At 62.0% G+C, this 13,406-nt stretch carries 14 protein-coding genes; 6 read left to right on the top strand and 8 right to left on the bottom strand.

Going from position 1 to position 13,406, the window contains the following annotated elements; all coding sequences use genetic code 11:
- Positions 1–67: 67 nt before the first annotated feature.
- Positions 68–910: a tRNA glutamyl-Q(34) synthetase GluQRS gene (gluQRS, locus tag G502_RS0108725; protein WP_026989248.1), complete on the bottom strand. Its 843-nt coding sequence runs from the start codon at positions 908–910 to the stop codon at positions 68–70.
- A 42-nt stretch (positions 911–952) separates the two neighbouring features.
- Between gluQRS and G502_RS0108720 the strand changes: the two genes are divergently transcribed.
- The 3 genes from G502_RS0108720 to G502_RS0108710 all read left to right on the top strand — a co-directional run bounded on the left by G502_RS0108720 (position 953) and on the right by G502_RS0108710 (position 3,088).
- Positions 953–1,609 carry a DNA-3-methyladenine glycosylase family protein gene (locus G502_RS0108720; protein WP_022728284.1) on the top strand — a complete coding sequence of 219 codons (657 nt, stop codon included), beginning with the start codon at positions 953–955 and terminating at the stop codon, positions 1,607–1,609.
- Between the two features lie 59 nt (positions 1,610–1,668).
- Positions 1,669–2,367 (top strand): alpha/beta hydrolase, encoded by a 699-nt coding sequence (locus G502_RS19370; RefSeq protein WP_022728283.1) that lies wholly within the window; start codon positions 1,669–1,671, stop codon positions 2,365–2,367.
- Positions 2,368–2,530: 163 nt separating this feature from the next.
- Positions 2,531–3,088 (top strand): HNH endonuclease, encoded by a 558-nt coding sequence (locus G502_RS0108710; RefSeq protein WP_026989246.1) that lies wholly within the window; start codon positions 2,531–2,533, stop codon positions 3,086–3,088.
- 12 nt (positions 3,089–3,100) lie between these two features.
- Here G502_RS0108710 and G502_RS0108705 read toward each other — a convergent pair whose 3' ends face one another.
- The 3 genes from G502_RS0108705 to G502_RS0108695 are packed head-to-tail and all read right to left on the bottom strand — an operon-like array spanning position 3,101 to position 4,792.
- Complete coding sequence (locus G502_RS0108705) at positions 3,101–3,673, bottom strand: demethoxyubiquinone hydroxylase family protein (RefSeq protein ID WP_022728281.1); 573 nt, start codon at positions 3,671–3,673, stop codon at positions 3,101–3,103.
- Positions 3,670–4,176 carry a disulfide bond formation protein B gene (locus G502_RS0108700; RefSeq protein ID WP_022728280.1) on the bottom strand — a complete coding sequence of 169 codons (507 nt, stop codon included), beginning with the start codon at positions 4,174–4,176 and terminating at the stop codon, positions 3,670–3,672. Before G502_RS0108700 ends, G502_RS0108705 begins: the two co-directional genes overlap by 4 nt.
- A gap of 28 nt (positions 4,177–4,204) precedes the next feature.
- Positions 4,205–4,792, bottom strand: coding sequence for a YqaA family protein (locus G502_RS0108695; RefSeq protein ID WP_022728279.1), 588 nt, complete (start codon positions 4,790–4,792; stop codon positions 4,205–4,207).
- Positions 4,793–4,968: 176 nt separating this feature from the next.
- On the opposite strand from G502_RS0108695, the gene G502_RS19365 reads away from it, so the two are divergent.
- Entirely contained in the window at positions 4,969–5,385 is a 417-nt protein-coding gene (locus tag G502_RS19365) for a nuclear transport factor 2 family protein (protein ID WP_022728278.1), read from the top strand.
- Between the two features lie 26 nt (positions 5,386–5,411).
- On the opposite strand, the gene G502_RS0108685 is transcribed toward G502_RS19365, so the two are convergent.
- Together G502_RS0108685 and G502_RS0108680 are read right to left on the bottom strand one after the other, a co-directional pair.
- Positions 5,412–6,797 (bottom strand): aspartate aminotransferase family protein, encoded by a 1,386-nt coding sequence (locus G502_RS0108685; protein WP_022728277.1) that lies wholly within the window; start codon positions 6,795–6,797, stop codon positions 5,412–5,414.
- Positions 6,798–7,010: 213 nt separating this feature from the next.
- Positions 7,011–7,985 (bottom strand): threonine dehydratase, encoded by a 975-nt coding sequence (locus tag G502_RS0108680; RefSeq protein WP_022728276.1) that lies wholly within the window; start codon positions 7,983–7,985, stop codon positions 7,011–7,013.
- Between the two features lie 89 nt (positions 7,986–8,074).
- Here G502_RS0108680 and G502_RS0108675 point away from each other — a divergent pair, with 89 nt between their 5' ends.
- A complete protein-coding gene (locus G502_RS0108675; RefSeq protein ID WP_022728275.1) occupies positions 8,075–9,433 on the top strand; it encodes an aminotransferase-like domain-containing protein in 1,359 nt (452 codons plus the stop codon).
- Here the strand turns inward: G502_RS0108675 and G502_RS0108670 are convergent.
- Positions 9,421–10,764, bottom strand: coding sequence for a glutamine synthetase family protein (locus G502_RS0108670; RefSeq protein ID WP_022728274.1), 1,344 nt, complete (start codon positions 10,762–10,764; stop codon positions 9,421–9,423). The two genes, G502_RS0108675 and G502_RS0108670, sit on opposite strands and share 13 nt — an antisense overlap.
- Before the next feature lie 121 nt (positions 10,765–10,885).
- On the opposite strand from G502_RS0108670, the gene G502_RS0108665 reads away from it, so the two are divergent.
- Positions 10,886–12,172, top strand: a complete 1,287-nt coding sequence (locus G502_RS0108665; RefSeq protein WP_022728273.1) for an NAD(P)/FAD-dependent oxidoreductase — start codon at positions 10,886–10,888, stop codon at positions 12,170–12,172.
- A gap of 74 nt (positions 12,173–12,246) precedes the next feature.
- On the opposite strand, the gene ald is transcribed toward G502_RS0108665, so the two are convergent.
- On the bottom strand, positions 12,247–13,365 hold the full coding sequence (ald, locus tag G502_RS0108660; RefSeq protein ID WP_022728272.1) for an alanine dehydrogenase: 1,119 nt from the start codon (positions 13,363–13,365) through the stop codon (positions 12,247–12,249).
- Between the last annotated feature and the right edge of the window lie 41 nt (positions 13,366–13,406).

The raw sequence follows: 13,406 nt of genomic DNA, 5'->3' as shown, positions 1-13,406 counted from the left end.
TCTTGTCATGTCATATGCAAGATAGCCAATAGGATCAAGCTTGCCGACGCACGGGGTTTTCCGGGGGTCATGAGACTGCAAAGCCCAGGCGGCGGCGTAATTCCTCTGAAGTTTCGCCAGCCTGACGCAAGCTTTCCAAGGAAAGGCTGTCGTGCCGCTTGGCCAGGCGCTGGCCTTGCGAATCAGTCAAAAGCCTGTGGTGGAGCCATTCCGGTATGGGCAGGTCGAGCAATGCCTGCAGCAGTCTGTGCAGATGACTTGCCATGAACAGGTCCTCACCCCGGGTAACCAACGTGATCCCCTGGCGTGCATCGTCCACCACCACGGAGAGATGATAGCTGGTGGATATGTCCTTGCGCGCCAATACCACATCGCCCAGCAGTTCTGGACGCGCAATCTGTTTGCCGGCGTGCCGGTCCATCCAGGTCAGCCCGGCCATGCGTTTCAGCGCTTCGCTCATATCCAGGCGCCAGGCATAGGAGAAGCCTTCTTCCATGCGCTCGTGACGTTCCTGCCGAGTGAGGTGGCGGCAGGTTCCGGGATAGAGCGGACCTTCCGGCCCATGCGGGGCCCGCTCGCTGCGTGCCACCTCGTCAGAAATCTCGCGCCGTGTACAGAAACAGGGGTAGAGCAGGTCTGCCTCACGCAGCTTGTCCAGTGCCCATCGGTGATCGTCGATATGAGCGCTCTGTCGTTCCACAGGGCTGCTCCAGGACAATCCCAGCCAGGCCAGGTCCTCGAGTATGGCAGTTTCATACTCTAAGCGGCAGCGGCTGCGGTCGATATCCTCCATGCGTATCAGGAAGCGTCCATTGGGGCCGGCCTGTTCCGCAGCAAAAAGCGCTGCGTAGGCATGGCCAAGGTGCAAGCGGCCCGTTGGCGAGGGGGCGAAACGTGTAACTTCGGACATGAGGGCGGACATAGCCTCTGCAAGGGTATAGAGTCCAGCCGCATGACAGACTTGAAGATTGAGGATGATTCCTCGCTGGCCCTGGCCTTGCAGCGCCTGGCCGAGAGGGATGCGGACGTGGCCCGTGGCCTGGAGGAAGCGGGCTGCCCGCCCCTGCGCTATCGCCCGCCCGGGTTTGCCACCTTGCTGCGGATTATTGTGGCGCAACAGGTTTCCCTGGCCGCAGCCGCTTCCATATGGAGGCGCCTGGAAGAGGCGTGCCAACCGCTTGAGCCCACCCGGCTGCTGGCCATGGAGGATGACGAACTGCGTGCGGTTGGACTGTCCCGCCAGAAGCAGGGCTATGTCCGGTCCCTAGGGCTTTTGATGAACCAGGGCGAGCTTGACCTGGAGCGGCTGGACGAGCTTGGGGACGAGGAAGCCGTGGCGCACATAACGCGGGTCAAGGGACTTGGACGTTGGTCGGCCGAGGTCTACCTGCTGTTTTCCCATGGCAGGCCCGACGTTTGGCCGGCCGATGACGTCGGCCTCATGATCGGAATGGAACGCTTGAAACAACTGCCTGAAAGACCGACGGTGCAGCAGATGCGGACGCTGGCCGATGACTGGCGTCCCTATCGTGCCGCAGGGGCCCGGTTGTTATGGCATTACCGCCAGTTCGACGGCCAGGCAACGGGCCGTTCCGACGGCCTGCCCTGACAGGTCCGTGCGGCAGCACCCCTGTCGCGACAGCTTACACGAACCCCGGAGTACTCTCGATGTCTTCAGTTACCCCCCTTGATGGTCCGCGCAGTGATCCCGCCAATGGCGGCTCGGCCGAGAAACTCGTTATCCTGCTGCACGGGCTGGGGGCCGATGGAAACGATCTGATCGCGCTGGCACCGCTGTTCGGTCAGATCCTGCCCGAGGCAGCCTTCGTAGCGCCAAATGCCCCCGAGACCTGCGACATGGCGCCGAACGGTTACCAATGGTTCAGCCTGCAGGAACGCGAACCCCAATCCTTGCACCAGGGTGCAGAGGCCGCGCGCACCTCGCTCGATGCCTTCATCGATCAGGAGCTGGAAAAACACGGCCTGGAAGAGAAGGATCTGGTGGTTGTCGGCTTCAGCCAAGGAACGATGATGGCGCTCTATACCTGCTTGCGTCGCCCCAATGCCTGCGCCGGGATCATCGGTTTCTCGGGCCTGTTGATCGACAACGGACGCATGGAGGAAGAGACCAAGAGTCGTCCGCCCGTGATGCTGATTCACGGCGAAGAGGATCCTGTGGTGCCCTTCGAGTGCATGGCGGCTGCTGAAAAGACGCTGACTGCCTGCGGCGTCCCGGTGCAGACCCATGCGCGGCCGGAACTGGAGCATGGGATCGATCAGGACGGCCTGGTCATGGCGGCCGGTTTTCTGCAGGTTGTCTATGACAAGAATCCTGACGATATCGCCCAGGATCAGCAGGAGGGCTGACGCGCCCTACTGCGCGGCCCGATTCTAGATATGACAGATCTATGAAGTTTTGGACGAGAAAAGCCACAATATCTTGTGGCTTTTCTCAAATCCCGCTATGTAGGAACATGACATTCGGGACAAGGTCCCGGTCGACTGTGTCTGAACAGGCGGGAGTGGGAGCGTGGCTTCGGCCCAAGGTTACCCATCGTTGGTGTTGAATGCGGACTTTCGTCCGCTGAGTTACTTTCCGCTGTCAATCTGGTCCTGGCAGGACAGCATCAAGGCTGTGTTTCTGGACCGCGTGAATGTTCTCTCGGAGTACGAGCATCAGGTTTCCTCGCCCTCTTGCAGCATGCGCCTGCCCAGCGTCATTGCGCTGAAGGAATACGTGCATCTGGATCGGCGGCCGGCCTTCACGCGCTTCAATGTTTTCCTGCGCGATCGTTTCGAGTGCCAGTACTGTGGCGACCGTCTTCCCGCGGAAGACCTGACGTTCGATCATGTTACGCCACGTTCGCGCGGCGGGCGCACGACCTGGCACAACGTCGTGACGGCCTGCCAGAGCTGTAACCTGATCAAGGGCAATCGCATGCCGCTGGATTGCGGTATGGTGCCGCTGAACGAACCCGAGCCGCCGACCACGCGCACTTTACAGCAGCATGGCCGTGCCTTTCCCCCCAACTTCCTGCACGAAAGCTGGAACGACTTTCTCTACTGGGACAGCGAACTGGAAGCCTGAGCCTCGGGCCGCTCAGAAGCGCTTGCTGAGCCAGATCGCCAGGCGGGATCCGGTCTTGATGGCAGCGCTCAGGGCCTCATAGCCAGGTGTCTGCTCGGCCTCGTGTTCTAGCCCGATGTCCCGGTGCTCCAGTTCCTCGGCGCGGAACTTCTCTATGGTCTGGCGCAGGTCCTGTTCCTGCGGTTCATCGGCCAGATCCTCGGACTGCTCGGCATAGTGCTGGTCTATGACCTCTTCGACAGCCACTGTGCAGGCCATGGCAGCCTTTTCGCCCATCATGGCTGTGGCGGCGCCCAGGGCATAGCCGGCCATGTGCCAAACCGGCTGCAGAAGGGTTGGGCGCACGCGGCGTTCGGGAAGCATCCGTTCGAAGGTCTGCAGATGCTCGGCTTCCTGTTCCCACATGTGGCGGATCACCGGTGCACTGGGAGATTGCGACAGCACAGCCAGTTGGCCCTCGTAGATGCGGCGTGCCCCGTACTCCCCGGCGTGATTGACGCGCAGCATGCTTTCCAGTCGCTGCCGGCGCGTCGGGTCGCCGGGCAAGGGGGCGCGACGGCGTGGTTTGCTTCCGGATTCGCTCATGACGCTTTCCTCTTCAAAAGGCGCGGACCGATCAGGGCAACGCCGGCCAGTCCCAGCGACAGCAGGAAATTGTATCCTGCCATCGAGATGCCGAACAGGGACCAGGCCACTTCGTCACAGCGCACGACCGGGGTGGCCAGCAGGGCATCCCGGATTTCCTCCGTGCTCCTGGCCGAATCCAGGGCCGCGGTCGTGCAGCCGGTTGGACCCTGCCACCAATCCTGTTCGATACCGACATGATAACCGGCCAGGCCCGCACCCGCCAACAGAGCGAGACCGGCCAGCAGCAGCATGGGCCGTCCGACACGTTTCGGCACGGCCAGCGCTGCAACGGCCAGGACGAGTGCGGCCAGATGGGCATAGCGCTGGTCATGGCAGAGTGAGCAGGGCAGATAGCCGAAGCCGTACTGGAAGGTCAGGGCGGCGCCCAGGGCCAGCGCGCTGCCCAGCGCCACGATCAGGGCCGGCGGGCGTGCGTTTCTGAGGAGCGGGTGACTGGACATGGTTTAGAAAAGGGCCTTTGATGACTATTCAGAAGAGGTGGCGTACAGCCACGAAGCCGCCGAACAACAGGATGAAGAAAAGTGCGGCCAGCTGGGGCAGGTACTTCTCCACGAACCTGCGGATCGGAGGGCCAAAGTACCAGAGCAGGGCGGCCAGCAGGAAGAACCGCGCCCCGCGAGAAACGACCGAGGCTGCCATGAAGACCATTGGATCCAGGCCGGTGACACCGCTTGCAATGGTGATGACCTTGTAGGGGAAGGGCGTGAAGCCGGCACCCGCGACGATCCAGGCACCCCATTCGTTGTAGGCGGCTGCGAAATCCGCAAAGCTATCTAGATAGCCATAGAACGCCAGAATCGGTTCGCCCAGGCTTTCGAACAGCAGCGCGCCTATGGCATAGCCGGCAATCCCGCCCAGGACCGAGCCTATCGTTGCCACGGCGGCCACGGCCCAGGCGCGGCTGCGACAAGCCAGTATCATGGGCAGAATCAGGACGTCCGGCGGAATGGGAAAGACCGAGGCCTCGATGAAGGCGACGAAGAACAGGACGACCATTGCATCCCGGCGCGCGGATAGGCGCAAGGTCCAGTCGTAAAGTTGTCGCAGCGGCTTCAAGGGCAGGAATCCGGATGAGTGAGGCGGAGGTCATATGGCCCACTTCCTCTATCAGCCGCTTTGCCGGCCTGCAACAACACAGCCGGCAAGGGCAGCGAAAGGGCCTTGTCGGTTGAGTGCGCTGCCTGGTTGCGTGATAGTGCAGATCCTTCTGACCAGAAGTAACGGATTGCCTGATGCCGCATCGCCGAGAAGCCGTGCTCTTTGTCAACGAGGCCTTCTATCTGGCCTTCAACAATCGCGACCTGATGGCGATGGCAGACCTGTGGTCAAGCCAGTATCCGGTGACCTGTATTCACCCGGGTTGGGACCAGTTGCGCGGCCGGCATGACGTGCTGGCCAGTTGGGAAGCGATCCTGGAAGGCGGCAAGTCACCGGACGTGACTTGCTGCAAGGCGGATGTCCAGTTCTACGGCAACCTGGCGGTCGTGATCTGCTACGAGGTCATCGAAGACATGGTGCTGGTGGCCGCCAATATCTTCGTCGAGGAAGATGAGGGCTGGAAGATCGTCCAGCATCAGGCGAGTCCCTGCCAGAACCCACCGGATGATCTTCAGGAGTCGCATCGTGAAGAGGAGCCCACCCTGCAATAGCCGGTGATGGCTCCTGGTGCTTCGGTTCAGCGACGCGCCAAATCCTCCAAGGTGCGGTCCAGACTGACGCGCAAACCGTCCACGAGCTCGTCGATCTGGGAGGTCTCGATGGTCAGGGGCGGGCTGAAGACCATGGCATCGCGTACGGCCCTGAGGATGATATTGCGGGCAAAGCAATGGTCGCGGCAGATCTGGCCTGCGGTGCCCTTGTCATCCCAGCGGCTTCGTGCCTGCTTGTCTCGGACAAGCTCCACGGCCGCGATCAGGCCTTCGCTGCGCACTTCACCGACGAGCGGGTGATCCACCAGTTCGTTCAGGCGTCCCCTAAGGTGTGGTCCGGTTTCTTCTCGCGTACGCCGAACCAGGTCTTCGTTTTCCAGCAGGGCTAAATTGGTCAGGGCAACGGCGCAGGAAACAGGGTGACCCGAATAGGTATAACCATGGGCGAATTCTCCCCCTTCCTCTCGCAGTTTTGAGGCGATGCGTTCATTGACCATCACGGCCGATAGCGGCAGATAGCCCGAGGTGATGCCCTTGGCAAGCGTCATCATGTCGGGCGTAATGCCATAGCGCTGACTGCCGAACATCTCACCCGTGCGCCCGAAGCCGCAGATCACCTCGTCGGCGACCAGCAGTATGTCGTACTTGTTGCAGATGCGCTGGACTTCGGGCCAATAGCTGTCGGGCGGGATTAGGACGCCGCCGGCCCCCATGATCGGCTCGCCGATGAAGGCGGCCACGGTTTCGGGGCCCAGTTCCAGGATCTTCTCCTCTATGGCCTGAGCGGCCTGCAGGCCGAACTCTTCTGGGGAGAGTTCACCCCCGAAATCGTACCAGTAGGGCGGAACGACGTGATGAAAGCCTTCCAGGGGCAGGCCGTAGATCTGCTGCATCGGTTTCATGCCCCCCAGGGAGGCCGAGGCCATGGTGCTGCCGTGATAGGCATGGGTGCGACTGATGAAGTTGCGTTTGCCCGGCTTGCCGGCCTTGTTCCAGTAGAAGCGCACCATGCGCACCACAGTGTCATTGGATTCCGAGCCTGAGGACCCGTAGAAAGCATAATTGAGATCGCCGGGAGCCAGTTCGGCCAGCTTCTCGGCCAACTCCACTGTGGGCGGAGTCGTCGTCTTGAAGAAGCTGTTGTAGTAGGGCAGTTCCAGCATCTGTTCATAGGCGCTGCGGGCCAGTTCTTCGCGGCCATAGCCCAGGTTGACGCACCAGAGACCAGCCATGCCGTCCAGGATTTTCTGCCCTTCGGAATCGTACAGGTGCGCGCCTTCAGCGCGCACGATTATGCGGCTGCCGCCCTCCTCGGACTTCAAAGTCTTGTAGTCGGAAAAGGGATTCAGGTGATGCCTGATATCCAGGTCACGCCAGCGCGCGGTCGAGTTTCGGTTGATGTTTTCGTTCAAGAGTCCGGTCCTTCTGTGAATGGGCAGGAAAGGAAAACCGGAGGCTCAAGGATTGTAATCGATCCGGGCGCAGAGAATCAGCAGTTCCGAAAGACGGGTGGGCAGGCTGGTGCAGGCAATCATCCGGGTCATCCTGACAAGAAAGACTCGGCGAGTATGCCTCTGTCGTGGCTGGGACGTAAAGGGTGCCTGCCTCAGTGGGACGTCCCGGTGTTACGCCGCGCGGGCCTGGGGTTCTTCGGACAGCAGGCGGACCATCAGGTCTCGTGAGATGTTGCCGCCAGACAGAACGACCCCCACTTTCTTGCCCGCAAGCTGGTCGCGTTCCTGCAGGGCGGCCGCCAGGGCAGCGGCGCCGGCACCCTCCGCCAGGTTGTGTGTATCGGTATAATAGGCGCGGATGGCGTCGGCGATTTCGTCTTCTGCAAGACTGACCATGTGATCGGCCCCGGCAAGGACGATATCCAGCGCCTCCTGCATTGGCTGGCGACAGGCCATGCCATCGGCGATGGTCTCGGCCTCATCCGTGGATACGACCTCGCCGGCCTCATAGGACAGTGCGTAGGCCGGCGCGCCCTTGGTCACGACACCGACTATCTTCGTTGAAAGTCCGAGCAGGTCGCGTGCGCGGATCATGCCGCAAAGTCCGGACCCCATGCCGATGGGGGCATAGACCACATCCAGGTTCGGATGGGCCGTGAAGAATTCCTTCGCATAGGTGGCGACACCCGCGACCAGATGCGGATGGAAGGCCGGTACACTTTCCAGGCCTTCCCTCCTGGACAAATCGGCAGCTGCGGCGCGCGCTTCGTCGAAGTCCTTGCCGGCTTCAATCAATTTCGCGCCGAGCGCACGCATGGCGGAGTTCTTTTCCGAACAATTGCCCTCCGGCACGACAATGGTGACGGGCACGCCGTGTTGCTTGCCGGCAAAGGCCAGGCTCTGCCCGTGGTTGCCACGGGTGGCACTGACAATGCCCTTCAGTGGCTCGCCGGACTCGCAGCGGTTCTTCATGTAGACAAGGCCACCGCGAATCTTGAAGGCGCCGACAGGCGTGTGATTCTCGTGCTTGACCCAGAGTTCCGTGCCCAGGCGCGCGGAAAGCTGCGGCCAGGTGATTTGCGGGGTGGGCTGCATGGCGTCCTGGACGATTGCATGGGCTTTGTCGAGGTCGGCCGCGGAAAACATCTGGGGTTCCCTTTATGTGGCTGTTGATCTTGACCGACAGGGTGCGGGGGTTAATTGTATGGGTCAACATTTATATTGTATGGGTAACAATGTGGACGCCATCGCTTGAGGGGCGCAACAGCGTCAAATACCTGGCCATTGTCGAGGCGTTGGGAGATGCCGTGAGCCAGGGTGATCTGCGCCCTGGAGACCGACTTCCGCCCCAGCGCGAGCTGGCCTGGAAGCTGGGAGTCAATCTCAGCACGGTCACCCAGGCCTATCGCGAGGCCGCGCGAAGACACCTGGTCGGCGGAGAGGTCGGTCGCGGAACCTATGTCCTGCCGGAAAGCCGCGAGGCAACGCTGTTCAGTCTGAAGGAACCGCGTAGCCAGGACAGCCTGGACCTCTCAACCAATGTTCCAGCCCACCAACCTGGCAATCGTGACTTGGAGGATACGCTGCAGGCCTTGATTGCCGAGGGTAAGTTGGAAGCCGCCCAAGGCTATCACGAGCCACGCCTGCTGGAACGTGCAGGAGTGGCGGGATCCCAGTGGCTGGCGCAGCGCGGATTACAGGTTTCGCCGGCTTCGGTGGTCCCCTGTGCCGGCGCCCAGCAGGCTTTGGCCGCAGCCCTGCAATCCATCTGCAGGCCGGGGGATTCCGTCCTGGTCGAGGAATTGACCTTTCCCGGCATGAAGGCTGTGGCCAAGCAGCTTCATCTGAGGCTGGTGCCCGTGCCCATGGATGCGGAGGGCTGTCAGCCCGAGGCGTTGGCCCGTGCGGCAGAGACCAGTGATGCGCGTGTCGTGGTTCTGGTGCCTCTACTGCAGAACCCCACTGGGGCCCTGGCCGGTCCCGAGCGCTGTCGCAAGCTGGCCGAAGTGATACGCCAGCATGGCCTGACGCTGGTCGAGGACGATGTCTATGGTGCCCTGACGGACCTGCCGCCACTGTCGTGCCACCTGCCGGAGCAGGCCCTGCTGGTCAGCAGCCTGTCCAAGGCGGCCGTCCCGGGTGTGCGCTTCGGGATGATCGCGGGACCGTCGAACCTGATCGCGCCGCTCAGGGAGGAAACGCACGCGACCACCTGGCTGTTGTCACCCCTGGCCCTGGAGCTGGCGTGCCTGTGGATCGAGGATGGGACCGTTTATCGGCGCCTGGATTGGCAAAAGGGGGAAATGCTGGCGCGCTGGAAGCTGGCGCGGCGGATCCTGCCCGTTCCGCCAGATGCACCCCCGGCACCGCATCTTTGGGTGCCGGTGACGGAGGATGCCGAAGCGGTGGCGGAACGTTGCCGACGGCAGCGCGTCGAGGTGGTGGCTTCGCGCACCTTTGCCGTGCGCCGCGACGTTCCCCAAGGATTGCGGCTCAGCCTGACCACGCCGGCCACAAGGGCCGACCTGCAGCAGGCACTGGCGCGGGTGGCAGAAGTCTTGTCGTCCTTGTCTGTGATCGGTCAGACGTTCTGAAGCAGGTGTTCACGCTCCCAGGAGGAAATCACCTGCTGGTAGGCGTCCAGTTCGGCGTCCTTGACCGCTGAAACCGCGGCGACGAATTGATCGCCCAGCACGTTCTTCAGCCCACGGTGCGAGGAGAAGCGACTGAGTGCATCGTAGAGGGTGCGCGGCAGGGTATGTGCCAGGCGGTAGGCGCTGCCCTCGATCGGTGCACGAGGCATCAGCTTTTCCTCGATGCCCAGATAGCCGCAGGCCAGAGAACCGGCCAGCGCCAGGTAAGGGTTGGCATCCGCCCCGGGTACACGGTTTTCGACACGGCGATCCTGGACACCGGAGTGGGGCACGCGCAGGCCGACCGTGCGGTTGTCATAGCCCCAGTGCGTGTTGATGGGGGCGTCCGTGTCCGGCATCAGCCGGCGGTAGGAGTTCACATAGGGCGCGAAGATCGGCATTGTCGCCGGCAGATAGCGCTGCAGGCCGGCGATGTACTGATGGAAGAGGCGGCTGTCCTGACCGTTCTGGTTGGCGAAGGCGTTACGCCCGGTCTTCTTGCTGACCAGGCTTTGATGGACATGCATCGAGCTGCCGGGCTCGCCTTGCATCGGCTTGGACATGAAAGTGGCATACACCTTGTGACGCAGACCGGCCTCGCGCACCGTGCGCTTGAACAGGAAGGCCTGGTCGGCCTGCAGCAGCGCTTCCCCGTGGTTGAAGTTCATCTCCATCTGGGCGGCCCCGGCCTCGTGGGTCAGGGTATCGATATCGATTCGCTGGGCGTCGCAGAAGTCGTAGACCTCCTCGAACATGGGGTCGAACTCGTTGACGGCATCGACGCCATAGGACTGCCGCGAGGTTTCGCGGCGGCCCGAGCGCCCGATCGGTGGTTGCAGCGGGTAGTCGGGGTCGTCATTGCGGTCGACCAGGTAGAATTCCAGTTCCACCGCCACCTGGGGCAGGTATTTTTTCGCCTCGAACAGCTTCAGGACCCGTTTCAGGACATGTCGGGCGGCAAAGGGGACCGGCGTGTGATCGAAGTAGTAAGGGTCGCAGATGATCTGGGCTGTCGGCTCTTCGTACCAGGGGACCAGCCGCATGGTCTCCTCGTCCGGCACCAGATAGACATCCGAAGTGGCCGGGTTGGTGACGCCGTCGTTGTCTGGGTAGCTGCCCGTCACGGTCTGGACGAAGATCGACTCCGGTACGCGCAGCCCGTTGCTGCGCATGCCCTTGATGAACTTGCTGGCGGGCAGAATCTTGCCGCGGGCGATGCCGGCCATGTCGGGCACGAGGCATTCGACTTCCTCGATGTTATGCTCCTGCAGGAAGTCTTCTATGAAGGACATGATGGAATCTCTGTTGGTTCGGGTGAAGAGGCGGGCCTGATCCAGCGGAGGGCTGAGGATACAGGTTTCGAATAAATCGCCATGATTGTCTTTTTGTTCGTTTGAGCCCAAAAAGTACCTTATGAAACACGAGGATGCCATCGATTCCTATTATCGTGCCAGCGTGAGCGACGGCCCCGTGCGGCCTGCGCTGGCTGAGTCCCTTCAGGCCGATGTCTGCGTCATTGGTGCCGGCTACAGCGGCCTGAGCACGGCCATTGAACTGGCCGAGCGCGGCCTGGATGTCGTGGTGCTGGAGGCACAGACCGTCGGATGGGGCGCCAGTGGCCGCAATGGGGGACAGGTCTGTTCCGGCTTTTCCTCGGGCACCGGCAAGATCGAGCGCGCGCTGGGGCGCGAGGATGCGCGCCTGCTGTTCGACATGGCCGAGGAATCCAAGGAAATCATTCGCCACCGTGTCGAGACACACCAGATCGCCTGCGACCTGAAATGGGGGTATTACCTGGCGGCAGAACGGCCCCGCGAACTGCGCGAGGTCGAGGCCTGGCAGGAGGACTGGGCCCGGAATTATGATTACGACAAGCTTCAGGTGGTACGTGGGGCGGAGGCGTCACGCCAACACGTGGACAGCCCACGCTATATTGGCGGCTTGCAGGATGACGGGGCCGGGCACCTGCACCCCCTGGCCTATTGCCAGGGCCTGGCCCGGGCGGCCGAGCAGGCAGGGGTGCGAATTTTCGAGCACTCACGGGTCAGCGCGATCGAGCGTGGCGCCAAGCCCGTCACCAAGACAGAGGCCGGAGCGCAGGTGCAGGCCAGCTTCCTGGTGGTGGCCTGTAACGCGCATCTTGGAAAGCTGGTGCCCGAATTGGCGCGAACCATCATGCCGGTCGGCACCTACATGGCGGCGACTCATCCCCTGGGAGAACGCGCGGCAGCGCTGATCCCCCAGGATGAGGCCATTGCTGACCTGAAGTTCGTGCTCAACTATTTTCGCCTGTCCTCGGACCGCAGGCTTCTGTTCGGAGGACGGGTCAGCTATTCCACACTGATGCCGCCCAACCTGTCGCGGGCGATGCGCCGTTCGATGCTGAGTGTTTTCCCCCAGCTAGAGGACGTATCATTCGAGTATGTCTGGGGGGGATATGTTGCGATCACCATGGACCGCGCTCCGCATCTCGGCCGCCTGGACGAAACCCTCTACTTCACGCAGGGCTATTCCGGCCAGGGTGTCAGTCTGAGTGCCATTGCCGGGCGGGTTCTGGCCGAGGCAATTGCTGGACAGGCCGGCCGTTTCGACGTCTTCGCGCGCCTGCCGCACCAGCCTTTCCCGGGCGGGACCTACCTGCGCACGCCAACCCTGGCCCTGGCCATGATGTGGTATCGCCTGCGCGATCTGATGCCATAGACAACAGGGCATGAATGAAAAGGGCCCGATCCGTTATTCCTGTCGGGCCCTTTTCTCAAAGTACGAAAAGCAGCTCAGATACCGATGGCTTCCTGAGGGCGGACGGAATCCTTGCCGTGCGCTTCGGCAACGGCGGCATAGGTGATCTTGCCGTGCGCCACGTTCAGCCCCTCCATGAGGTGCTCGTTCTCGGCCAGGGCCCGCTTCCAGCCCTTGTTGGCCAAGGCCAGCGTGAAGGGCAGGGTGGCGTTGTTCAGGGCCTGGGTCGATGTGCGTGCCACGGCGCCTGGCATGTTGGCCACGCAGTAGTGCACCACGTCGTCCACGATGAAGGTGGGATTGTCATGGGTCGTGGCCTTCGAGGTCTCGAAACAACCGCCCTGGTCAATGGCGACATCAACCAGGACAGTCCCGGCCTCCATCCGCGAGATCATGTCGCGCGTAACCAGCTTGGGTGCAGCCGCTCCGGGTATCAGGACACAGCCGATCACCAGGTCGGCCTCAAGGCAATGCGCCTCGATGGAGTCGACGGTGGAATAGAGTGTGTTGAGCTTGGAATCGAAAATGGTGTCCAGCTCGTTCAGGCGTTCCAGGGACTTGTCGATCACGGTGACATCCGCGCTCATGCCCATGGCCATGCGGGCTGCGTTCATGCCGGAGACACCGCCGCCCAGGATGACCACCTTGGCGGGATTGACGCCCGGAACGCCGCCAAGCAGGACGCCCTTGCCCTGCTGTTCCTTCTCTAGACAGTGGGCGCCGACCTGAACGGACATGCGCCCGGCCACCTCGCTCATCGGGGCAAGCAGGGGCAGGCGGCCATGGCGATCGGTGACGGTTTCATAGGCAATGGCGATACAGCCGGAATCGATCAGGCCCTGGGTCTGGGTCAAGTCGGGTGCGAGATGAAGGAAGGTGAAAAGGATCTGGTCTTCGCGCAGCATCTTGCATTCCTGCGGTTGCGGCTCCTTCACCTTCACGATCATCTCGGATTTTTCGAAGACTTCGGCGGCCGAGCCGGCAATTCCGGCCCCGGCATCGCTGTAGATCTTGTCGGAAAAGCCGATGCCGTCACCGGCACCTGTCTCGACCAGGACCTGATGGCCGTTGTGAACCAGTTCGCGGACAGAGGTCGGTGTCAGACCGACACGGAATTCCTTGGTTTTGATCTCCTTGGGGACACCAACCAGCATTGCCATTTACTCCCTTGTTCTTGACTGTCCAGTTGCTTGAA

It is taken from the genome of Fodinicurvata sediminis DSM 21159 (assembly GCF_000420625.1).
Taxonomy (GTDB): domain Bacteria; phylum Pseudomonadota; class Alphaproteobacteria; order Kiloniellales; family DSM-21159; genus Fodinicurvata; species Fodinicurvata sediminis.
Note: the sequence above shows the minus strand (reverse complement) of the source record. Positions and strands in the feature narration are given on the sequence as shown.